The sequence below is a fragment of the Psychrobacter sp. H25 genome, assembly GCF_059076335.1.
Map to the genome: position 1 here is coordinate 2,555,897 of NZ_JCACRV010000001.1, position 24,875 is coordinate 2,580,771.

Annotated in this window: 15 protein-coding genes; 12 read left to right on the forward strand and 3 right to left on the reverse strand. The window is 43.9% G+C overall.

Annotated elements, in window-relative coordinates; genetic code table 11:
- Positions 1-832: 832 nt before the first annotated feature.
- The 3 genes from gltB to AC5JPO_RS10460 all read left to right on the forward strand — a co-directional run bounded on the left by gltB (position 833) and on the right by AC5JPO_RS10460 (position 8,398).
- Complete coding sequence (gltB, locus tag AC5JPO_RS10450; RefSeq protein WP_443525580.1) at positions 833-5,296, forward strand: glutamate synthase large subunit; 4,464 nt, start codon at positions 833-835, stop codon at positions 5,294-5,296.
- A 265-nt stretch (positions 5,297-5,561) separates the two neighbouring features.
- On the forward strand, positions 5,562-6,983 hold the full coding sequence (locus tag AC5JPO_RS10455; RefSeq protein ID WP_319050978.1) for an FAD-dependent oxidoreductase: 1,422 nt from the start codon (positions 5,562-5,564) through the stop codon (positions 6,981-6,983).
- A gap of 203 nt (positions 6,984-7,186) precedes the next feature.
- The gene (locus AC5JPO_RS10460) at positions 7,187-8,398 is read left to right on the forward strand and encodes an FUSC family protein (RefSeq protein ID WP_443525581.1); all 1,212 of its coding nucleotides are present in this window, start codon (positions 7,187-7,189) and stop codon (positions 8,396-8,398) included.
- Positions 8,399-8,492: 94 nt separating this feature from the next.
- Here AC5JPO_RS10460 and AC5JPO_RS10465 read toward each other — a convergent pair whose 3' ends face one another.
- Positions 8,493-9,620 (reverse strand): ABC transporter substrate-binding protein, encoded by a 1,128-nt coding sequence (locus AC5JPO_RS10465; RefSeq protein WP_443525582.1) that lies wholly within the window; start codon positions 9,618-9,620, stop codon positions 8,493-8,495.
- Between the two features lie 368 nt (positions 9,621-9,988).
- Here AC5JPO_RS10465 and AC5JPO_RS10470 point away from each other — a divergent pair, with 368 nt between their 5' ends.
- Positions 9,989-10,786: a 3-oxoacyl-ACP reductase gene (locus tag AC5JPO_RS10470; RefSeq protein WP_443525583.1), complete on the forward strand. Its 798-nt coding sequence runs from the start codon at positions 9,989-9,991 to the stop codon at positions 10,784-10,786.
- A gap of 66 nt (positions 10,787-10,852) precedes the next feature.
- On the opposite strand, the gene AC5JPO_RS10475 is transcribed toward AC5JPO_RS10470, so the two are convergent.
- Complete coding sequence (locus tag AC5JPO_RS10475; protein WP_443525584.1) at positions 10,853-11,692, reverse strand: HAD family hydrolase; 840 nt, start codon at positions 11,690-11,692, stop codon at positions 10,853-10,855.
- 319 nt (positions 11,693-12,011) lie between these two features.
- Here AC5JPO_RS10475 and AC5JPO_RS10480 point away from each other — a divergent pair, with 319 nt between their 5' ends.
- The 3 genes from AC5JPO_RS10480 (at position 12,012) to AC5JPO_RS10490 (ending at position 14,229) form a co-directional block, all read left to right on the forward strand.
- Positions 12,012-12,551: a hypothetical protein gene (locus AC5JPO_RS10480; RefSeq protein ID WP_443525586.1), complete on the forward strand. Its 540-nt coding sequence runs from the start codon at positions 12,012-12,014 to the stop codon at positions 12,549-12,551.
- A 432-nt stretch (positions 12,552-12,983) separates the two neighbouring features.
- The gene (locus tag AC5JPO_RS10485) at positions 12,984-13,457 is read left to right on the forward strand and encodes a BLUF domain-containing protein (protein ID WP_319050971.1); all 474 of its coding nucleotides are present in this window, start codon (positions 12,984-12,986) and stop codon (positions 13,455-13,457) included.
- Positions 13,458-13,767: 310 nt separating this feature from the next.
- Entirely contained in the window at positions 13,768-14,229 is a 462-nt protein-coding gene (locus AC5JPO_RS10490) for a BLUF domain-containing protein (RefSeq protein ID WP_443525587.1), read from the forward strand.
- A gap of 231 nt (positions 14,230-14,460) precedes the next feature.
- Here the strand turns inward: AC5JPO_RS10490 and parC are convergent, their stop codons facing one another.
- Positions 14,461-16,767 carry a DNA topoisomerase IV subunit A gene (parC, locus tag AC5JPO_RS10495; RefSeq protein WP_443525588.1) on the reverse strand — a complete coding sequence of 769 codons (2,307 nt, stop codon included), beginning with the start codon at positions 16,765-16,767 and terminating at the stop codon, positions 14,461-14,463.
- Between the two features lie 567 nt (positions 16,768-17,334).
- On the opposite strand from parC, the gene AC5JPO_RS10500 reads away from it, so the two are divergent.
- The 5 genes from AC5JPO_RS10500 (at position 17,335) to AC5JPO_RS10520 (ending at position 24,869) form a co-directional block, all read left to right on the forward strand.
- Positions 17,335-18,978 carry a vWA domain-containing protein gene (locus tag AC5JPO_RS10500; RefSeq protein ID WP_443525590.1) on the forward strand — a complete coding sequence of 548 codons (1,644 nt, stop codon included), beginning with the start codon at positions 17,335-17,337 and terminating at the stop codon, positions 18,976-18,978.
- Positions 18,979-19,332: 354 nt separating this feature from the next.
- The gene (locus AC5JPO_RS10505) at positions 19,333-21,060 is read left to right on the forward strand and encodes an AMP-binding protein (RefSeq protein ID WP_443525592.1); all 1,728 of its coding nucleotides are present in this window, start codon (positions 19,333-19,335) and stop codon (positions 21,058-21,060) included.
- Positions 21,061-21,561: 501 nt separating this feature from the next.
- The gene (locus AC5JPO_RS10510; protein ID WP_443525593.1) at positions 21,562-23,361 is read left to right on the forward strand and encodes an AMP-binding protein; all 1,800 of its coding nucleotides are present in this window, start codon (positions 21,562-21,564) and stop codon (positions 23,359-23,361) included.
- A 182-nt stretch (positions 23,362-23,543) separates the two neighbouring features.
- The gene (rph, locus tag AC5JPO_RS10515) at positions 23,544-24,260 is read left to right on the forward strand and encodes a ribonuclease PH (RefSeq protein ID WP_194364566.1); all 717 of its coding nucleotides are present in this window, start codon (positions 23,544-23,546) and stop codon (positions 24,258-24,260) included.
- Positions 24,261-24,377: 117 nt separating this feature from the next.
- The gene (locus AC5JPO_RS10520) at positions 24,378-24,869 is read left to right on the forward strand and encodes a hypothetical protein (protein ID WP_443525594.1); all 492 of its coding nucleotides are present in this window, start codon (positions 24,378-24,380) and stop codon (positions 24,867-24,869) included.
- Positions 24,870-24,875 lie beyond the last annotated feature (6 nt).

The following is a 24,875-nucleotide window of genomic DNA, read 5'->3' on the forward strand; positions in this document are numbered from 1 at the left end:
TTTTTTGTGCTATTTTCTAGGTTGCTAATAGTAGGTCTGAATAATTTAAAAGAGATATCAACGGAGATAAACTGATATATATCAACGCAGCGAAGCCTTATATGGTCTTATTACATTAAATTTTTAATAGCGTTGTTGTCTATCCTATAACCAATAGTAATAAGTCTTCTTACAAATTATGGCTGATGAATCGACAGAAAAGACTAGATTTTTTGTGAATCATTAACTAATATAACTGTGGGCGACGTTCTGTATAGTTATCGTAAAAACTGTTTATTAAACAATCATTTAGTTATAAATCCAAGGTTTTTTTGGTTTTGTAACTATAATTTGTTGTCTCAAGCGCGGCTACTTGCCATCTACAATAAAGTTATCGTAAGTGACGCAACCTCTCTTATTATCACTCTTTTTAGGGTGAATAAAGCGCTTGAATACAGAGCGTCAGATATTCAAAACGAACCAAATGCACGGTTATTAAATGGTCAGATGTCCAGCCTTCATTGCTAGACATGACAACATAACAAACGATGCTTAAACGAATGACATAAGATATTAATGAGTAAGTAACTGGCATTTAGGAGTATAAGTTACCCCGTTGCCAAGGGCTGCTACTTACTGTCTATTAATATATGAAGCATATGTCACGACATTATCTAATGACCAGGAGGGTCAGGGGTTTACTTGCTGCTAGAGCATGATGTCTATTGAGCCTCGCGCCATTTACTAATTCGAGAAAACCCGAATATCCATTATCAGCCCGTTCTGCCTACGGGTACCAGCTTATATTCCGCATTGGAGGTGTAAGTTGCCCGTCTACTTAAAAGGACAAGCTATGTCGATGATTTCCTCGCAAACACACCTGGCCACGCCAGATGATTTTTCTGATAATTGCGGTTTTGGTCTGATTGCTCATATTGAAGGTCAAGCCAGCCATGACTTGGTAAAAACCGCCATTCATAGTTTAAGTTGTATGACACACCGCGGCGGCGTAGCAGCTGATGGTAGAACTGGTGATGGTTGTGGCCTGCTATTAGCAACGCCTACCGACTTTTTTAAACAGATTGCCCATGAGCAGCAATTTGCAATCACAGATAATTTTGCTGTTGGTATGGTGTTCGTCAATTTGGACGATGATAAAGCCAAACATAGCCAGCAAGTGCTAAGCGATGAGATTAAAGCCCAAGGATTAGAAGTAGCTGGCTGGCGCGATGTGCCACTTGATTTGAGCATCGTCGGTGATATTGGCCGTGAAACGTTGCCAGACTTTAAGCAAGTATTCGTCAACGCGCCAGATGATTTGGCTGCGGATGACTTTAATCGTAAGCTGTTTGTCGCACGCAAAAAAGCAGAGCAGCGCTTGGCTGACGACGAGCTGTTTTATGTCTGTTCATTGAGTTGCCAGACAATTATCTATAAAGGTCTGGTGATGCCTTCAGATCTACCAGCATTCTTTTTAGATTTACAAGATGAGCGCCTGGCGTCACATATCGTTGTGTTCCATCAGCGTTTCTCCACCAATACATTGCCGCGCTGGCCATTGGCACAGCCATTCCGTTACCTTGCCCATAATGGCGAATTGAACACCATCACAGGTAACCGCAACTGGTCTAAAGCACGTACGCCAAAACTCAAATCAGATAAACTGCCTAACTTGAATGAGCTGACACCACTTGTAAATAGTACAGGCTCTGACTCATCAAGCTTAGACAATATGCTTGAAGTGCTAATGTCTGGTGGTATGAATCTGTTCCATGCAATGTCGATTTTGGTGCCACCTGCATGGCAGAATGTCGATAGTATGGACATGGACTTACGCGCGTTTTATGAGTTTTACTCGCAGCATATGGAAGCGTGGGATGGTCCAGCAGGACTCGTGATTCAAGATGGTCGTTATGCCGTTTGTATGCTTGATAGAAACGGTCTACGTCCGTCACGTTGGGTAACTACCAAAAATGGCTATATCACTGTTGCCTCAGAGGTTGGCGTTTGGGATTATGAGCCAACGGACGTATTGGCAAAAGGCCGTGTTGGGCCTGGTCAGATGCTAGTAATCGATACGCTAACAGGTCAAGTGATGGATACCACAGCCATTGCAAACTTACTGAAAAACGCACATCCGTACCGTAGGTGGTTACGTGAAGAGGCGACGCGTGTTCGTGATGATGAGCGCTTAGAAGAAACTTTGGCCACGCAATCGTGCCGCGGTGACAAGTTAAAAGCCTTACAGAAGATGTACCACATCACCAATGAAGAGCGTACAGAAATCATTCGCCCCAATGCCGAAAACGGTCAGGAACCAGTTGGCTCGATGGGTGATGACACGCCAATGGCAGTGTTGTCACAGCAAATTCGCCATGTCGGTGATTTTTTCCGTCAGCAGTTTGCTCAGGTAACCAACCCACCAATCGATCCACTCCGTGAATCTATTGTGATGTCATTGCAGACATGCTTAGGTGCTGAGACTAACGTATTTGCACCATCAGCGAGAGACGCGCACCGTATTATCTTGTCGTCACCAGTTTTGTCAGCCAGCAAGATGCAGCAGCTTGAAAAACTGGATGATCCAGCGTTTAAGATGGCCCGTATTGATCTAAACTATGACCGTACTCTGGAGCTATCTGATGCTATCGTCGCTATTTGTGAGGAAGTGGCAGATAACATCCGCTCAGGTCATACGTTGATTGTCTTATCTGATAGAGATATCGATGCAGACAAAGTACCGGCCAACGCTATTATGGTTACTGGCGCCGTACACCATTACCTTATCGCTCAGGGTATTCGTACCGATGCCAACTTAGTGATTGAGACAGGTCTTGCTCGTGACTCGCATCAAATAGCAGTATTGATTGGCTTTGGTGCAACCTGTGTGTATCCATACCTAGCATATGATGTCATTGATGACTTGGTTGCTACTGGTGAGCTGCTTGGTGATCCGATCCAAGCACGCGTCAATTTCCGTAAAGGCCTGGATAAAGGCTTACTAAAAATCCTTTCGAAAATGGGTATCTCTACCATTGTCTCTTATCGCGGGGCACAGCTGTTTGAAGCAGTTGGTCTATCAGAAGAAGTGGTAAATCTATGCTTTAAAGGCGTACAAAGCCGTATCAAAGGCGCTACCTTTGCAGATCTTGCTGCTGACCAAGCGCAACTGGCTGCCAATGCATTTAAGCGCCGTGCACCACTAGATCAGGGTGGCTTGCTCAAGTTTGTCTTTAACAAAGAGTACCATGCTTTTAACCCTGATGTGATCAACAGCCTACATACAGCAGTACGTACAGGTGATTATGAGAACTATCAGAATTATGCCAATCTGGTCAATAGCCGTCCGGTTGCGACGTTACGTGATTTGTTGCAACTCAAAACTGACAACAGTATTGATGTCAATGATGTAGAGGATATCTCTGAGATTTTAACCCGTTTTGATTCAGCTGGTATGTCGTTAGGCGCGCTATCTCCTGAAGCGCACGAGTCAATCGCGATGGCTATGAATACCATCGGTGGGCGCTCAAACTCTGGTGAAGGCGGCGAAGATCCTGCGCGTTACGGTACGCTGCGCAACTCAAAAATCAAGCAAGTTGCCTCTGGTCGTTTTGGCGTGACGCCTGCCTATCTACGCTCAGCTGAGGTGATGCAGATTAAAGTTGCTCAAGGCGCTAAGCCAGGTGAAGGTGGACAGCTGCCTGGTGGTAAAGTAAACGCGCTGATTGCACGTTTACGTTATTCGGTGCCAGGAGTGACACTGATCTCACCGCCGCCGCATCACGATATTTACTCTATCGAAGACTTGGCGCAGTTGATTTTTGATTTAAAACAAGTCAATCCAGACGCATTAGTATCAGTTAAATTGGTGTCGCGTCCAGGTGTGGGAACAATCGCAACGGGCGTTGCAAAAGCCTATGCCGATCTGATTACTATCTCAGGTTATGATGGTGGTACAGCAGCGTCTCCGCTATCGTCTATCCACCATGCAGGCTCACCATGGGAGCTGGGTCTGGCTGAGACTCATCAGTCTCTACGAGTGAATGGATTACGTGATAAGGTACGTGTTCAGACTGATGGTGGCTTAAAAACAGGACTGGATGTCGTCAAGGCCGCTATTCTTGGTGCAGAAAGCTTTGGTTTTGGTACCACGCCGATGATTGCGGTTGGTTGTAAATACCTACGTATCTGTCATTTGAACAACTGCCCAACAGGCGTAGCTACCCAAAAAGCCAAACTGCGTGATGAGCATTTCATTGGCGAAGCAGAAATGCTGATTAACTTCTTTAAGTTTGTGGCGACCGAAACACGCGAATGGTTAGCAGCGCTAGGGGTTCGTAGTATGGAAGAGCTGGTCGGTCGTACTGACTTGCTCGATATTTTAGAAGGCAATACTGAAAAGCAGCGCCATCTTGATTTGACCCCATTGCTATTTAGTCATCCAGCTAGTGTGGGCAAAGCCCAGACGTGTCAAGTGGAGCGTAACGAGCCATTTGATAAAGGGTTACTTGCTGAACAGATGATTAGCGATATGATTGTGAATATTCGCCAAGGTTCAGGCGGTGATTACAACTATTTCGTTGGTAACTGTGACCGCTCTATCGGTGCTCGTATCTCTGGTGAGATTGCACAAGTATGGGGCAACCTTGGCATGAGTGATATGCCGATCAAGCTTCGTCTTACTGGTACAGCAGGTCAGAGCTTGGGTGTATGGAATGCGGGCGGTCTGAATATTGAGCTTGAAGGCGATGCCAATGACTATGTCGGTAAAGGTATGGCAGGCGGTGAGATTGTTATTTACCCGCCAAAAAATTCGAACTTTACAGCACAAGAAACCGCCATCATTGGTAATACCTGCCTATACGGGGCAACAGGCGGTAAGCTATATGCTGCTGGTACAGCAGGTGAGCGTTTTGGGGTACGTAACTCAGGTACGCATGCTGTCATCGAAGGCACAGGTGATCATTGCTGTGAATACATGACAGGCGGTATCGTGACTATCCTTGGACGTACTGGCCTCAACTTTGGTGCTGGTATGACCGGTGGTTTTGCTTATGTACTCGATATGGAAGGAGATTTCTTTGATCGCTGTAACCATGAGCTGATCGATCTCAACCGTATCTCAAGCGAGCAAACCGAAGAGCATCGTATTCACTTGCAACAAGTGATTGAGACTCACGTAGAAAAAACAGGTAGCGCATGGGGCCAGACCATACTAGATGACTTTGAACATTACGTTCGTAAGTTCTATTTGGTGAAGCCAAAAGCGGCAAATATCGCAAGCCTCCTCAAAACCACTATGGCAGATCCTCAGTAGTCGATCTGTAATGCTTACTCAGTAACGATCATTTGCTATTTATGACTTTATGATCGCTACTTGGTAGGCATAGAGTATCGATAGTTTTGATTAGGTTAGCCAGCGTTCCGTTTTTAGAGACGTTTAACTCACAGGTTTTTAGCAGGTAAGCGACCACAGTACATCATAAGTCTCAGTGTTAACCCAAATAGGGTAGCAGATAAATGAGACATTGCTGATGGTCGCCGCTCACTATAAAAGAACCTTAGATAAAAGAGATAGCACCATGGCAAAACGCTTAGAAAATAATTTTCAGTTTTTAGATGTACCTCGTTTTGATCCCACCAAAAAAGACATTGCCACACGTTCAACAGAGTTTGTCGAAATTTATAAACCGTTCGAAAACGAAGCCGTTGCACAGCAGTCGCATCGTTGCCTTGAATGTGGTAACCCTTACTGTGAGTGGAAATGTCCAGTCCATAACTATATCCCTAACTGGCTAAAACTGGCCACCGAAGGACAGATCTTTCAAGCAGCTGAACTCTGCCACCGTACCAATACGTTGCCTGAAGTTTGTGGTCGTGTTTGCCCTCAAGATCGTTTGTGTGAGGGCGCTTGTACGCTGAATGATGGCTTTGGTGCCGTGACTATCGGCAATGTAGAAAAATACATTAACGATACTGCGTTTGCATTGGGCTGGCGTCCAGATATGTCTGAAGTCGTTTGGACAGACAAAAAAGTCGCGGTCATTGGTGCAGGACCAGCGGGTCTTGGCTGTGCAGATATTTTGGTCAGAAATGGCGTCAAACCTGTCGTCTTTGATAAGCGTCCTGAGATTGGTGGTTTGCTGACTTTTGGTATTCCTGAGTTTAAAATGGAAAAAGACGTCATGCGCAATCGCCGTGTGATCTTTGAAGACATGGGTATGGAGTTCCGCTTAGAGACTGAGATCGGCACTGACGTCACTATTGACGAGCTATTGGCTGAGTATGACGCGGTCTTTATGGGTATGGGAACATACACGTATATGCGCGGCGGCTTTGCAGGTGAAGAGCTGACAGGCGTTTATGATGCGCTAGATTACTTGATTGCCAATGTAAACCGTTGCAATGACTGGGAAAAAGATGCCGAAGAGTATATCGACTTCAAGGGCAAAAGAGTGGTGGTACTAGGCGGCGGCGATACAGCGATGGACTGTAACCGTACCAGTATTCGCCAAGGTGCTGAACAAGTGGTCTGTGCCTATCGCCGTGATGAAGAAAATATGCCTGGCTCACGCCGCGAAGTAGTCAATGCACGTGAAGAAGGCGTTGAGTTTTTATTCAACCGTCAGCCTACCGAAATCATTGGCTTAAATGGTAAGGTTAATGGGGTTAAGGTCGTGACGACTCACTTAGGTGAGCCAGATAACCGCGGTCGTAGGCGTCCTGAGCCCATTCCTAACTCTGAAGAGATTATCCCATGTGATGCGGTCATTATGGCATTCGGCTTTAGACCCAGTCCTGCTGATTGGTTTGAAGGTTATGAGGTTGAAATGGATCTCAATGGTCTTGTACTGGCTCTTGAAGAGCAGCCTTACAAGTTCCAAACCAAAAATCCAAAGATCTTTGCTGGGGGCGATATGGTTCGCGGTTCTGATTTGGTCGTCACGGCGATTTGGGAAGGTCGTCAGGCAGCGGAAGGTATCCTAGACTTTTTGGAAGTGTAGTTATATTTACCTAAGCTTAGCCACTTATGGCTTTGGTTCATAATTGAACGTTTTTTGTCTTTAATAGGCAAAAGGCGTTTTTTTTGATTAATGCTTTGTAAATGGAGGTTCAACTGCTAGCATGTTTGTGAGCAATCTATGTGCTGTATGATCTGTTTTAATAGTCATCTATCTCGCTTATCAACTAAAAAGAGTAGCCTTGCGTGAAACCAACCCTTTACCAGCGTATTACTGCTCCATTTACTGAACCTTATGTTCGATATCAGCATGCAGATGTTTTGCACGCTATTCGTTTGGGTGCGGCCGTAATACTGGCTTTTTTGGTCAACAAACTCACTGGTTTGCCACATGGAGAGTGGACGACCATTACGGTTTTTATCATTCTTGGTTTGTTGCAGTATCAAGGTGCGATCTATACTAAGGCAAAAGAGCGCATATTAGGTACGCTATTCGGTATTGCTGCTGCCCTTGGCGTACTATGGTTCAATCAAAATGCAGGCGCATGGCTATGGGTAGACTATGCGCTCATCGGTCTACTAAGCGGTATCATTGGCTATCTAGCTGTCAGAAAGCTTGGATATACAGGACTGCTGACGGGTATTACCATGCTGATGATTGTCTCTGACTTGGGCAATAACAGTATTGGTCAAGATGGTATTTACCGTGCTCTAAATATTTTGTTGGGTACAGGTGTTGCCGTTGCGGTTACGCTTATTTTGCCACTGAAATCGACTTTGATGTGGCGGTTCTTGCTGAGCAGCAATCTCGACGCCTGTAGCAGTCTCTACGCGGGCGTAGGTCATCATATTGATGCAGCAGATGGGGTAGTGGATGATTCTGTCCAAAAGGTAAACCCAGTAGCTTTTCCTGTAGAGGAGGTGCCTGTCGATCGAGCACTAGTCAACGCGTTGCAGCAAATCAATAAACGCCTGCTAGCCGTACGCCCTCATATCGCCGCAACAGCAAGTGAGTCAGGGATTGAAAAAGAGACGCTAGAGACGATTCAGCGCACGCATCGTAATATCATTGGTACGATTGATTTATTGTTGAGTGCTGCACCGCGCTTGGCGAATATCGAGATAGATGAAGAAAACCATGTGCTATTGATACATTATCAGCATGAGTTGACGCAAGCTATGCAGCATATCGCAGCGGTGCTACGTAGCCCGAGCGACGAAGTGTTTCGTCCTATTACTCGCATTGCTGTATCGGAGTACCCAAGCGTGCAGCACTTGGCGTTTGAATGGCAGGGATATTTTTGGTTGACGCAGACTTTGCAGACGCAGCTGCAGCAGTTGAGTGATTTGCTACAGACCTGTAAGCCTCACTGGTTTGCAGCGTCAGGTTTGGGTTATCAGCGCCGTGAGCAGCGCCGGATGAAAGAGCAGGGCGGTGAGACAGATTTGCACTTATAACGCACAAAAAAACGCTGACCATTTAGGATCAGCGTTTTGCTCTTAAAGATTTACTTTATTTCTAAAACTCTAAATCGTTACTAAGCTATGGCTATTAACGACCAGTTTTTAGTTTATCCCAGTACTGCTGATATACCTGCAACGCTTCGTCGCCTACATCTTCTTGGAACTCAGCTTGTGCAAGGACTTCTTTAGAAGGATAAATTGTCGGGTTGTTCTGAACACTGTCGTCCATCAGCTCACGCGCAGCCATGTTTGGTGAGGCATAACCGATCTCTTCACTAACGATCTTAGCGTTTTCAGGACGCAGCAGATAATCGATAAATTTGTGTGCTGCATCAACTTGTTTGGCGTTTTTTGGAATAACAAAGTTATCCATCCACAATATCGCGCCTTCACTTGGGTATTTATAAACCAAGCTGGTCAGACCCTCGTCATTTGCCATGACAGCCTCGCCATTCCAAGTCATACCAAGCGACGTTTCACCCTCAATATAGGGCATACGTGTTGCATCAGAGTTAAAGGTCTTGACATTTGGCATCAAGTCAGTCAGCTTATCATAAGCCGCTTCGATCTCGTCAGGGTTGCTACTGTTACCCGAGTAGCCAAGCGTCAGCAAAGCCATACCAAACACTTCACGTACATCGTTGGTCAGCATCACCTGACCTTTGTACTTAGGATCCCATAAGTCATTCCAGCTATTTACAGTCGCAGGATCGACACTATCACCATTTATCGCAAGACCGGTGCTACCCCACATATAAGGGATAGAGTACTTATTTTCAGGATCGACTTTGGTGTTAGTAAATGACGTATCGAGGTTTTTAAAGTTGCTTAATTTAGACTTATCTAGCTCTTGCAACAGTCCTTCTTTCGCCATTTTTTCGACATAATACGTTGAGGGTATTGCCAGATCGTATTGACTAGAGTCATCAAGCAGTTTGAGTTTGGCGTACATCGCTTCATTAGAGTCAAACGTGGTGTAATTGACCGAGATGCCAGTCTCTTCTTCAAATCCATCCAAAATCTCTTGCGGCATATACTCTGACCAGTTGTACAAGTTGAGCGTCTCATTGCTCGCCGCAGCGCTACCATCTGCAGCGTTATCAGAACTGCTACAACTGGCCAGTGCCAAACCAATCGCTGCTGCTAGCAGTGCCTTTGGTACGATACGTCCGATAGGGGTTGGGTTGTCTGGGTGAAACGATGATAAATGAGTCAAAATAGCTCTCCTAAATAAAGACAATACAAAGTAAAAAGAAAATGAAAATAGCAAAACGATAGATGAATAGCGTCACCAATAACCCTATTATGGTTATTATTCCATGCGATTTAAAGGGCAATTACCAAGACAGTGCGGAGTCATACTAATAAAAACAGTGAATATTGCTCATCGAATAGACTTATACATTAAGTGTAGAGGTAACGCGTGCTAAGCAGGTTTTTTAGGTCATTGCCAATGATAAGCTGAGTGATGATAGTATATAACCATACTACAATGGGTATAGGAAGCAGTATAAAGACCAGCATAGTCTCACAGCCGAACCTATAGAACATTGAACACACCACAATAGTAAAGGATGCAATACGATGTCTGAACACACCTCTGTTATACCAGCGCTACTCACCAATAAGGTTGCAATTGTCACTGGCGCTAGTCGCGGGCTTGGTGCACAGATTGCCCAGCAAATGGCAGCAGCAGGCGCCATTGTCTGTGTCAACTATCTAAGCAGCGTAGACGCCGCCAATACGGTAGTTGCTGATATCGTAGGGGCGGGCGGACAGGCCTTTGCTTATCAGGCAGATGTTACTGAGCTTGAGCAAGTACAAGCAATGGCTGCTGAGGTCGTCAGCCGTTATGGTCATATCGATATATTGGTCAACAATGCCTTACCGTATTACAAGTTTGACCCAAGTGCTGAATACACCAGTATTGAAACCGTCAAGTGGTCGCATTTCTCGCAGCAGATGGATGGTATTGTCAAAGGCGCAGTCAATACAACACAAGCCGTATTGCCACAGATGAAAACACAGCAGATGGGTAAAATTATCAATATCTCAACCAACCTTGTCTACAACCCTGTCGTCACTTATTACGACTATACTACGGCAAAATCTGCACTGATTGGCTTGACGCGTAATTTAGCAAGCGAGCTTGGGCAATATGGTATTCGTGTGAACTTACTGGCAGGCGGGTTATTAAAGACAACCGATGCGAGTAGCTTGACGACTGAAGACGTGTTCGATTATATCGCGATCACCACGCCGCTGCGTCAAGCAACTTCGGTAGCTGACTTTGCCAACTCCGTATTACTTATGGCATCTGATTTGAGTATGGCTATTACTGGACAATCAATTGCTGTTGATGGCGGTCTGACTATGCCTTAGATTGTATGATTAATGCGAGTCAAAGTAGCCAAATCAATAAGCGCGATGCTTGTATTTGGCTACGGTTTATTTAGCTACGGGCACCGCATAAAATGGCTCTAATATTGCTTGTATACCATACTCTTCGATTGTCCCCGTGACGAAATCAGCACGCTCTATCAGATCAGGTTGTGCATCGCCCATCGCCACGGCGAATCCAACCAAATCAAACATCTCAAGGTCATTAAACCCATCACCAAACGCCATGCAGTCGCTTGCCTCTACGCCATAATATGCACATACATCTTTTATTCCGCGGGCTTTAGAGGCATCCGCGGGTAAGATATCTGCGCCAATTTGATGCCAGTGAACCAGCTTTAGGTCGTACTGTGCAAAGTCAATATTCTGCATCTTTTCTTGCTGGTTATTAAAAAATACAGAACACTGATAGATGGTGTTTGATTGATAGTACTCAGGGTCAACGATAGAATTGGGCGTTATCGCATTGAACTGACGTAATCGATCGTTTTCACCCGACCATGCGATATGAGTGGCGGAGTCAAACTTATGAATGAGCTGGCTCTGCTCACAAAGACGCACGATTTTTTCCGCTTGCCCATCCGTCAATGGATAGTGGCTGATTCGGCCGTTTTTATCGAAGCTATATTGTCCATTCATACAAATAATAGCGTCCAATACGCCGACATCAAGCAGACCCAGAATATCTTCGGGCAGTATAGCTTTGGAGCGACCAGTCGAAATCACCAATTTAATATCAGTGTCTGCTAGCTGTTCAAGGGTGGTTTTATTGTGTGCAGCAATGATACCGCCACGACTCAAAGTATCATCAATATCAAAAAATATGATTTTGGGCGCTGGGGTCTTAGTGGTTATATTTTCTTTGGCAATTTTATCTTCGATAAACATGATGATCCTATTATTTTTGGTCGTTTAGATACTCATGATTTAAATACTACTACAACAGCGCTAAAGAGATAAATACTCATAGCGTAACCTGTGATGTTGTAAAGTCATCTGACAATCAAGTGCTCGATGCTATCGTGTTAAGGTTGACTGACGTTTGTCCAAAAATGTAACAAAACCCCCAACGATATCGGTCACTGAATAGCGTAGTTTTACTAATAGGGCAGTTTAACTAGTAGGTTAGTACCAAACCACCGCCAACAGTTAGCAATATACTAATCATGGTACGTCGCTAACGCATCAGCTATTTAAAGGAATAAATATGAACGTTTCTACTATTATTAATATTTCTACTATAAAGTCACTCACCACAAAAACGCTTATGGTTTGTACAACGTTAGCCTTATCTACGCATGTCTTTGCGATGGATGTTACATTTGACGATGCTATTTGGAATGGTAAAACAATACCTGAAGGGCAGCAATGTTTGAACTACGATGGCAAAAGTCCAGCCACACCCAGTATGACTGTCTCAAATATTCCAACAGGTGCAGAGAGCTTGGTGTTCGTTTATAACGACGTCAGCAATAAGCGTATGCAAAGTGGTGGACATGGTATCGTAGAGTTTGCGCTACCAGAAGGCGCAATGAATGCCAAAGTACCACGTGTGTTCGGGCATACTTATGAAGTGCCAGTCGGTATTGAGATGATAGCAGAGTATCGTAGCCGTAAGGGCGATATTCGCGGTGCCTACAAACCACCTTGCTCAGGTGGCAAAAACCACCTCTATACGGTGGATGTGCAGGCATGGCAAGGTGATACGGTACTCGCTGAGACAACCGTTGAGATGGGTCGCTATTGATATATAGATAATCTAAAATTAAATACAAAGAGTTTTTTATACAGCGTTTATAAGCGGGTTTTTAATCAATGCAATCTAGCTGTATGTGTTAAATATATGACAGTAAATGGTGGAAAAATTGATTAAAATTAGTAAACAGATACTAAAACGTCATCAACTCAACAAGAAAAACCCAGCTAGTGCTATTTTGGGATTGAATTAGTGTTATAAAGAAATATGGATTAAACTTTTAACTGATTAGAATAATGCTATCGCCCTAGTAATGCCAAGAGTTGTAGTGTTATTTTACTATGACGAATATTGGTATGGTATCGTGTTAAAATGTTTAAGCTATAATTTCAAAATCATCAAAAGCTAAAAATTTTTATTGATTGTATTTAACTTCAAAATGTATCTTAATTTAGATTATCATTTTTATAAATGAGGTATTTTATGTCTTCTATTATAAGCCATGTTCCAGAAAACAAAAAAAGAAATGGCGAACATATCCTTATCAACATGACATACATCGCCAGAAATGTCGATCTAGACTCAGGTATCGAGTTGACTCGTGCACTTGAGTATTGGAGGAGGTATTTTGAAGAAAACGGTATCGTTTCAGCGTTGGTTATTAGTGAAGGCTATTTTGTCCAAAGTTTTCAAGGAACAAGGCCTGCCATCAGCACTGCCTTACACAAGATATTCGATGAGCATTCAACCATCTTTCCTAATATTATCAACATAGAGGAAATAGAATCACGTCAATGGGACGGTTTTTTGATCAAACATTTAACGTCAAGTAATGAGGATGAGTTGTATGCCTTAAAAAGCTTCTCAGCAGGCTCTGACTATAACCCTTATCTCATGAGAAGTAGCCAGATTGAAAACTTTTTGCACGAAATTTTTGCAGACCAAAAAACTTTATGATGACATAACCACCTAACGATCAAAAGAGGGTTGGGAAGGAGAGTTGATAAGTTATTCTCGCTACAGATCTCCTAAAGAAGGGTATTGTAAGTGCTGTTCTTAGAGTTTAATAAGCTAAAATTGAATAAAAATACAAGCTGGATTTTCGATAATTAATAACTTAAGGTTATCAATTAACAGTCATATAACAAAAAAACTAAGAGGCTATTGATTAGGGTGATTCTTAAATAGTATCTTAAGTTAAATGGATTTTTTAATTAGATATCTTATGCACAGATTTATTGAATTCTAATTCAGAAGAGAGAAGGGAATGATTTCAGACGAGAGAAATAAAAATGGTGCTCACATTCTCACCAGCTTGACGTATATTGGTAAAAACCGCGAAAAAGACAATGGTGTCAAAATGGCTCGTACGTTTGAGATAGCAAGACGAAACAACGAGCAAAGCGGTATAACTTCAGCACTTGCCATCAATGATAACTATATTATTCAAAATATTGAAGGTTCAAGACTTGATGTCAACGAGCTGATAACCAGAATCATCACAGAACGTCCGCATTTATCAATTCATGTAGTAGAAATTAAAGAAGTGGAAGTACGTAAATGGGATGGTTTTTTGATTAGATATTTAACGTCAGGTCCTGAATACGAAGTGCATACCCTCAAACATTTTTCGGCAGGAACTGATTTCAATCCCTATCTTATGTCAAAGGATCGCATCATAAGCTTTATGGATGCGCTTTTTACAGATAAGCAGCTTAGTGAAATTTAAACTGAGTGTATGTGTTCGTTAAAATGGTATTTTGCCACTTTAGTTTTAATAGCTTCTAGTGTCAGTAGCTCATAGCTTTGACATTCAATATGGTTAGCTACTTTTCTCTAGTTATACAAATTCTTGTTCGTGATAGTGCAAACCTTTAATAGTACAAAAAAGCCGCCTATATCATATAGGCGGCTTTTTAATGTGTGGTAACTGGGCTTGGTTAAACTTGAGAGACTAAAACTACCCAACCTCAACGCTCGTCACATTCTGAAATCCTCTTGGCAGCTGTCCACCCCGGTTGCCGCGACTACCTGTATAGTTAGCCAAATCATTCGGCTTTAGTGTCACATGGCGTTTACCAGCGGTGATGACAAGGCTATTTTGTTGACTCAGTGGCGTGATGGCGAGTACCTCTTCGCCATCTTTTAACTTGATCAGCTTATTTCCTTTACCGCGAGCCTGTTCAGGCAAATCATCGAGGGCAAATATCAGTAAATATCCGGCATTGGTTACCACAGCGACATGATCAGGACTTATATCTAGCTTGGTGGTCTCGTCATCAGTACTATCCGCCATTTTTACTGGTGCATCGATACGAGCAACAGACAGCAGACGGCTATCAGCAGCTAGATTAATGACATTTTTACCTGCCTTTTGATTGCTGTCTAAATTACCAAGAGTGTTGATAAAACCATAGCCCTGCGAGCTGGCAAGAATGATGCGTTGATCGTCAGCACCCGTCAATAGCTGCTCAAAGCTGGCACCTGCTGGCGGCTTCAATACACTGGTTAGTGGATCACCTTGACCGCGCGCTGAGGCGAGGTTGTGCGCATCGACACTGTAGCTGCGTCCAGTACTGTCAAGTACGTAGATTTTTTCATTAGATTTACCGCGCACATGGGCTTGATAGCTGTCACCTGAACGATAGCTCATACCAGCGGCGTCTACGTCATGACCTTTGGCAGCACGAATCCAGCCTGCTTTTGATAAGATGGCAGTAATAGGCTCACTCGGCACCAGGTCAGACTCTTTTAAGGCTTGTGCTTCTTCACGTTCTGCTAATGGTGATACGCGCTCGTTGCCATGCTCTTTCATATCGGCAGTCAGCTCATCAATCATCAGATTGGTCAGACTGTCTGGATTATCCAAGTACTCTTGAATAGTGGCACGCTCGGCAGCCAATTCATCTTGCTCGCGGCGCAGCTCAATTTCCTCTAGCTTTGCTAATTGACGCAGACGAATATCCAAGATTGCATTGGCTTGAATATCAGTTAAGTCATAGTCCTGCATCAGTGTCGCTTTTGGATCGTCTTCTTCACGAATGATGCGAATGACTTCGTCGATATTAAGATATGCAATCAGCAAACCTGCCAGAATGTGCAAGCGCTTATCGATTTTATCAAGACGATACTGCAAACGGCGAGTGACTACTGAACGGCGACAGATGAGCCATTCTTCTAACACTTCTTTTAGGTTTTTGACCTGCGGTTTACCATTGAGGCCAATCATATTCATATTGACGCGGTAATTGCTCTCTAGGTCTGTACTGGCAAACAAGTGACTCATGACACGCTCGACATCGACCCGCGTCGAGCGTAGTTCCAATACGATACGGCAAGCATTCTCGTGATCCGACTCATCATGAATATCGGTGATCCAAGGCAGTTTTTTGTCCGTCATAAGCTTAGCTATTTGCTCTTGGATTTTGTTGCCTGAGACTTGGTAGGGCAGCGCATCAATGATGACGAGATTCTTTTCTTTGCTATCGATATGGAACGTGGCACGCATTTTATAGCTGCCACGACCAGTCTCGTACATCGCCTGCAAGTCTTTTTTGCTAGTGATGATCTCAGCTGGGGTTGGCAGATCAGGTGCTGGTATCGATTGCGTAATCTGCTTGACGGACAGCTCAGGATTTTTCAATAAACGAATCGCTGCGCGCACCACTTCATTGAGATTATGTGGCGGGATATCCGTTGCCATACCGACTGCAATACCTGTCGTACCGTTCAATAGTATATTAGGCAAGCGAGCGGGTAGGGTAGTTGGCTCTTGCATGGTGCCGTCAAAGTTATCTTGCCAGTCGACCGTGCCTTGACCGAGTTCTGCAAGCAAGGTATTGGCATAAGCTGACATTTTTGCTTCGGTATAACGCATAGCCGCAAAGGATTTAGGATCATCTGGGCTACCCCAGTTGCCTTGACCTGTGATGAGCGGATAGCGATAGCTGAACGGCTGTGCCATCAGTACCATGGCCTCATAACAAGCGCTATCCCCATGCGGATGGTACTTACCCAGTACATCACCGACAGTACGTGCTGATTTTTTTGCTTTAGCAGAGGACTTTAGGCCAAGCTCGCTCATAGCGTAGACGATGCGGCGCTGAACAGGTTTTAGACCGTCGGCGATATTGGGTAGTGCCCGATCCATGATGACGTACATGGCGTAGTTGAGATACGCCTGCTCAGTGAATTCTGCAACTGAGCGAGTATCCATCGGTTCATTAGCAATGGGTGGAGCAATCGTATTATCAATAACATCAGACATAAAATAGATTTCGCTTATAGATTTTTAATTAGTATGGTTTATATAGTGATGCATAGCGTGAATAGGCGTCGCAGTGTCTACTGGGTTCGGCGCAACATCCACTTAAAATTAAGATAGTGCTATCGTAAAGGATATTGAGCCAATTAAAAAGGCGTATGTCAGAATATACGACAGCTCGTGACGTGCTTATGACTTACCTTTATAGACTTCCAGTATAGTGTTTTGACACGTAGCTTTCGCCCGTTAAGTTGAGTATAGTAAATCTAATATTTTTTTAAGTTATTAATAAATATCTCATTATATTGGCTATAAAAATTTATTAGCTGGCAAGTTTATACTATCGACAAGGACACGTCGCCATTGACCTATTTACAATAAGGAAAATCTGCTATGTCATCTGACCATTTATCATCAATACCAATACGTAACGCTGCGAAAAACACGACCAGGCATATAGTCAAAAGCTCACCTAAGAACTTACCTAAAAGCACATTCTTAACAGTCACTATTGCCACTATCGCCAGTTTAGGACTTGTAGCCTGCAGCTCATCGCAGAGAGACAGCTCCGTGTCAACTGTGACCAGTAGCTCCGTCGGTCAGGACACAGTCGTGGTATCAGAGTCTATGATGATTGCGCCAAACAAGATGAGTGTAACCAATGCCTCACAGATGATGATACGTGCTGCGCCTCAGTTGGGTATTCGTCCTTTGCCTAGTATAGCAATACAGCCAAAAACAAGAGACAACTATCAAGAAAACACCGCCAACCCTGTGCACCGTACGACCGATATGGCAGTATCGACACTGTCTATTGATACAGATACAGGCAGCTATGCCAACGTGCGCCGCTACCTAAACGAAGGTCAGCTTCCTCCAGTTGATGCTGTACGGGTAGAGGAGTTGATTAACTATTTCAATTATCAATTTGATGATGCTAAGCGCATCGGCAACGCGCCATTTGTTGTGGCAACTGAAGTTGTTGAGTCGCCATGGGATAGCGCCGACCAGAACAATAGAATAGTCAAGATCGGTATCAAAGCCGTTGAAAAAAATGGGTCTTATAAGACTGACACGCAGTCTATGCCACCTGCCAACCTCGTATTCTTAGTCGATGTCTCAGGCTCTATGTCATCGCGTGACAAATTGCCACTAGCGCAATCCTCGCTCAAGCTGCTGACAGAGCAGATGCGTGCTCAAGACAGCATTAGTATTGTGACGTATTCAGGCAGTACTAATGTGGCATTGTCTGCGACTACGGGTGACCAAAAAGCAAAAATACTTGCTGCAATTGATAGCTTGAATGCGGCAGGGTCAACCAACGGCGAAGACGCTCTAAAGCTGGCTTATAGACAAGCTGAACAAGCAATGAAAAAGATTGGTATCAACCGTATTATCATGCTGACCGATGGCGATTTTAATGTTGGTATTAGTGATGTCGATGACATGCTAGATGTGGTCAAAGCCAATCGTGACCGTGGCATCTCGTTATCTACTGTCGGCTTTGGTCGCGGTAATCTAAACGACTATATGATGGAGCAAATGGCAGATAACGGCAATGGCAATTATAGCTATATCGATAGCTTAACAGAAGCTAAAAAGGTCTTTGGTGATGAGCTAGCAGCGACATTCAATACCGTTGCCAAAGACGTCAAAGTACAAGTAGAGTTCAACCCTAATGTGGTAAGTGAGTGGCGCTTGATCGGTTACGAAAATCGTGTGCTTGATGAGCAAGACTTTAACAATGACAAAGTCGATGCAGGTGAGCTGGGCGCTGGCAAAGCGGTCATTGCGCTTTTTGAAGTGACACCAACAGGACAAAAAGGCTTATATAGTGATAGGCGTTATGGGACGAGTAATGATAAAGAGATGAATGCCAGTATCAACAAAGGTAAAAGAACCAATGAGCTTGGTTATCTAAAGATACGTTATAAGGATCCTACAGGCAGCCGCTCAAAACTGATTAACCAGCCGATTGTGAACGCTGCTCAGGTACTTACCAAAGCCAGTATGGATACCCAATTTGCGATAGCCGTGGCAGGGTTTGGTCAGCGTTTAAACCAGAGCGATTATATAAACAATTGGCAATATGATGATACTGCCAAGCTCGTGCAGAACACCATCGACGCTAGAGCAAGTAGCGACAAAGATGGTATTCGTCGCAACTTTTTGACATTGACTGAGCTGGCCGGTGCGCTTGAGAGTACCCGATAACAGGCCTGTACCATGCCAAAAGTATTACTAAAAGTAAAAAACACACCATGCTCAATTTGTAGGGTAGGATTGGTTGCTAACTATGTAAATGATTGATATTTATGTCAATAGTAGCAGTCAAGCCAGTTTGAGAACTCGTGTAGCAATCTTTTATATTGAGTAGTCTGTACAAAGTGTGTATGTTAATGAACAAAGGGCTACTTACCACTATATTGTCCGCTTATCATCGTATGATTATATCTTAGTCTCGCTGACCATTATGATGGCAAGCTTGTGCTCTGATTTTTCGCATAGGTATCATATTGCGATTTGCATGAGTGGACGGTAATGTTTATTACTAGGAGAGAAAAGATTATGGAAAATCAAGGTAACATGACTCGTCGTGACGACAAAGTATGGGTAAAAACGTATGAAAAGCTAGGCATTCAGTATGATATCGATATGCCACCAGCCAATACGTCTCTCATCGATATCATTGAGCAAAACTTCATCAACTATGCTGGAAAGACAGCATTTGTCTGTATGGATGTAAAGCTGTCTTACGAAGAGTTGGATCTCTATAGTAAACAAGTCGCCGCCTATCTACAGTCACTAGGATTGCAAAAAGGCGATAAAGTTGCGGTGATGATGCCCAACATTTTACAGCTGCCTGTTGCTGTACTGGGCGTGCTGCGTGCTGGTATGACGTTGGTCAACGTCAATCCACTCTACACGACTAAAGAGCTGTCGCATCAGTTAACAGATTCAGATACCAAAGCTCTGATCTTACTTGAGAACTTTGCCAAAACTTATGAAGACATCGGTCAGGATTTAGTTGACCATGTTGTTGTGGCTTCAATGGGCGATATGATGAGTCCGCTCAAAGGATTTATTGTTAATGCTGTTGTACGTCATGTCAAAAAAATGGTACCTGACTATCATATCAAAGGCAGTGTTAAGTTCAAAAAAGCAATGAACCGCTTTTCTGCTGCAAACTATAAGCGTCCCAATAACATCGGTCTCGATGATGTCGCTGTACTGCAGTATACTGGTGGTACTACTGGTGTCGCCAAAGGCGCGATGCTAACGCATGGTAACTTGGTGGCCAACCTGATTCAGAGCGATACGTATCTAGGTGATGCTTTTGAGAAGTTTGAGAAGGGTAACGAGCAGCCGGTTATTATGACTGCTCTACCGCTATATCATATTTTCTCGTTTACCGTTTGTGGTATGTATGGCTTATATCGTGGTTGTATTGGTCTACTCGTACCAAACCCGCGTGATCTACCAAGCTTGATCAAAGCATACAAAGATTATCCGCCAGCGTTTTTCCCAGCAGTAAATACATTGTTTACCGCGCTTGCTAACAACGAAGAGTTTCAGTCGTTAAACCATAGTAAGCTTGAGATGTCTATGGGCGGCGGTATGGCAGTACTAAAAGACACTGCGACCAAGTGGGAACAAGTAACGGGTAACGTCATCGTTCAGGGTTATGGTCTGTCAGAGACTTCGCCAGTGGCGTCAGCAAACCCACATGGTACAGGCGAGTTTTCAGGCAACATCGGTCTGCCGATGCCTGCCACTGATATGGCAATCTTGGATGAAGAAGGCAATGAAGTTGCTCTAGGTGAGCGCGGTGAGATTAGTATCCGTGGTCCTCAGGTAATGAAAGGCTACTGGAAACGCGAAGATGCGACTGCTGAGGTTATGACCTCGGATGGTTTCTTCCGTACTGGTGATATTGGGGTTATGGATGAGGAAGGCTACTTTAAGATTGTCGATCGCAAAAAAGACATGATTTTGGTGTCTGGCTTTAACGTCTATCCAAACGAAGTAGAAGATGCAATGTCGATACATCCAAAAATTTTGGAGTGTGGTGTTATCGGTATTGATGATGAGAAGAGTGGTGAGGTGCCAAAGATTTATGTGGTACGTAGTGACGATAGCCTAACAGCGGATGAAGTCATCGCTTACGGTAAAGAAAACCTAACTGGCTACAAACGTCCTCGCCATGTTGAGTTTATCGATGAGCTACCAAAATCTAACGTCGGTAAAATCCTACGTAAAGACCTACGTGCGCTCGAAGAGAAAAACAACGGCTAGGCTACCAATCCTCAGTGTCAGACAACTATTTTATGAGTACAGTCATTAATAACGTTTACTTATAAAATACTAGAATGATCAATGCCGTTATAATCAAAATGATAAGGTTGCTCTATGCTGCCTTATCATTTTTTGTATTCGTAATCTTTGTGAACATTCCCGCTCAAGTGGTATAGATAGAGAATTTGTGGCAAAACTGCTATAGTGCCCACCGATATATTTTTGTATTTATTTACAACAGAGTATTAATTTTACTTAGTATGATTTGCAAAACGACTATGATCATTATGACTTTGCCCTACCGAGGCTTAATATCATTTATTATGCGCTAAGTGATGTTTTTCGGTCTACAAAGCTTACGCATGATACCGCTTGTGAACGGTAAATAGCTTGAGGCTAACTGCTGTTTATTTACGAGCGTATTATCATAAACCAAATATAAAAAATGGTGTTTTTATATAGAATATTCTATGTCTTCAACGGTAACATTTAGGGAAAATTATGACGGATAACATCAATAAAGAGACGACAGGCAACAACGCTGAGACCAATGGCACAGGCAATACATCTGAATATACTTATCAGGATAATGCATTTCCTACTATGCCTACCATCGCCAGTGACAGTCCGTGGCTGAGCGCGTATGAGCGCTATAGCATCGATGCGACCATCGATATGCCAGAGGACAACACCTCTTTACTTGATGTATTCGAGCGTAACTTTAGCCGTTATGGGCAAAAAACAGCCTATATCTGCATGGGCGCGTCTATTAGTTTTAAGCAGTTAGATCTATATAGCCGCCAGATTGCCAGTTATTTGCAGTCGTTAGGTCTGGTCAAGGGCGATAAAGTTGGGGTCATGATGCCCAATATCTTGCAGTATCCAGTCGTGGCTTTGGGCGTTATTCGCGCCGGTATGATACTGGTCAATGTAAACCCGCTGTACACCAGTCGCGAGCTGTCGCATCAGTTGCATGACAGCGGTGCCAAAGCATTGTTTATCGTTGAAAATTTTGCAAAAACCTACCAAGACGCAGAAGACAAAGGTCAAGTTGAGCATGTCGTCGTCTGTAAAGTTGGTGACATGCTGGGCACAGTAAAAGGGACCGTGGTCAATCTTGTGGCTCGCCATATCAAAAAAATGATTCCTCCTTATAGCATTCCAAATAGCGTAAGTTTTAAGCACGCATTAGGCGCGGTATCTGCCAGTAAGTATGAGCGTCCTGAGTTGAACTTAGATGATGTGGCGTTGCTACAGTATACTGGTGGTACGACAGGTGTGGCTAAAGGTGCGATGTTGTCACATGGCAACCTAGTCGCCAATATGCTACAGGTCAGCGCATTGATGAATAGCGCATTTGATGATGATGTGGATGGCAGAGATGTGATCTTGACGGCGCTACCGCTATACCATGTATTCTCCTTTATGGTGTGCGGCATATGCAGCATGTACCAAGGTTATGCTGGTCTGCTCATTCCTAACCCGCGCGATCTTGATGGTCTTATCAAAGAGATGGGGAAATACAAACCGTCTTTTATCCCAGCCGTAAATACACTGTTCAATGGCTTAGTACATAAAGAGAGTTTTGCTGGCTTAGATTTTTCTAATCTAAAAGCCTCTATCGGCGGAGGTATGTCTGTATTGCCGAGCGTCGCCAAAGAGTGGCACAAAATCACTGGTCTGCCGATTGTTGAAGGCTATGGTTTGTCTGAGACCTCACCAGTCGTCGCTTTCAATCCGATGACTATTGCAGAGTTTACGGGAAAGATCGGTATCCCTGCGCCTAGTACTGATGTTGTGCTAATCGATGAAGAAGAAAATGTAGTGGCTATGGGGGATCGCGGTGAGATCTGTGTCAAAGGTCCACAGGTCATGATTGGCTATCAGAACCGTCCGCAAGAGACGGCCGAATCATTCACTGCTAATGGCTACTTAAAGACAGGTGACATCGGTATCATGGACGAAAAAGGTTTTATCAAAATCGTCGATCGCAAAAAAGACATGATTTTGGTATCTGGCTTTAATGTCTATCCAAATGAGATCGAAGAAGCCATGAGCGAGCACCCAGCTGTGGTCGAGTGCGGTGCTATCGGTGTGCCAAATGATGAACGCGGCGAAGAGCCAAAGCTGTTCGTGGTCAAAAAAGGTGAGGTCACCGAAAAAGAGCTGCTCGATTACGGCAAAAAACAGCTGACTGGTTACAAGCGTCCACGTCACATACAGTTCGTTGATGAATTACCAAAGTCGAACGTTGGCAAAATCCTACGTAAAGAATTGCGTAAGATGGAAGGCTTAGAATAGCTCTCAACGTCGATTATCCCCTAATGAATGGCGCGATAGCTGGTGTGAATCTTGCTATTGCGCTGCTACCACGTTAGGATATCTTAAGATTTTAGTCAGACAAGCACCTATTAATTGGTTCATTAGCCATCGACAGTGCGCTTTTATGACACTGCTTTTACAACATCGTACTAGGAATTTTTATGCGTATTGACAATCGTGAACTTGACCAACTTCGCTCTATCAGCTTTGAGCGCCACTATACTAAGCATGCTGAAGGGTCCGTACTGGTCAGTTTTGGCGATACCAAAGTACTCTGTACGGCTAGTGTCGAATCTGGCGTGCCGCGCTGGCTCAAAGGTAAAGGCAAAGGCTGGATTACGGCTGAATACGGCATGCTGCCACGTGCGACCAACACCCGTAATCAGCGTGAAGCGGCCCGTGGTAAGCAATCAGGTCGTACCCAAGAGATTCAGCGTTTGATAGGTCGTAGCTTACGTGCCATGATTGATCTAAGTAAGCTCGGTGAAAACACCATTTATCTTGATTGTGATGTATTACAGGCAGATGGTGGTACTCGTACAGCCAGTATCACTGGTGCGGCAATTGCACTGATTGATGCGTTAGAAACCATCCAAAAGAGCAAAAAACTTAAAGCAGATCCACTCATCGGATTGGTCGCTGCGGTTTCTGTCGGTATGAAAGACGGCGAAGCTTATCTGGATTTGAACTACGAAGAAGACTCTAGTTGTGACACTGATTTGAACGTGGTTATGACTCAAAAAGGCGAGTTTATTGAGCTGCAAGGAACTGCTGAAGAAAAGCCGTTCACTCGTGCACAAGCAGACGCTATGCTATCAATGGCAGAAAAAGGCATCGCTGAATTGATTAAGATGCAACAGACAGCGCTTGGCTGGTAGTCCAGTTATCATATAGTACGCTGTCTTTATCTTTGGTTTCAATAACTGCCTGTTAGCTTCTGATAGGCAGTTTTTTATTAAAAAATATCTCCTGTATCTATTAATAGGTAAAAATGCATGCTTAAGCTGACTGACGATGGCGCCAAAATCACCTTACAGGGTCAGCCAAGTACTGCTGACAATGGTATGTTCTGGTTTGGGTCTGCACTACTGATAGGCGCGGTCGCGGTGGCTATGGCAATGAGTCTACTGTCTGAACGATTGGCGATTGGTGCGCTGGCACTACTTATCATCGGTAGCTTTGTATTTAACAAAAAACGCCAGCAGCATAAGAAAGCCATGAGCGGTGTGATCAGCAGTGGTACATTGTGGGTGCGCGCTGGTGAGCTGGTTCATGACAATTTAGGCAAGCGTGAGCATATCCATCTCACTGATAATGATAAAATCGTGATAAATGGTGACACCCTACAGATTGTTGATGATAGTGACGTCCGTAAATACCATATTGCAGGTTTTGAAAGTATTCAAGAAGTAAAAGCAACGAAAGCTATATTAGAAGGGCAGGCGCTGACCAAACGTCACGTAAATATCAAAATGAAAAGTAACTGATATGAT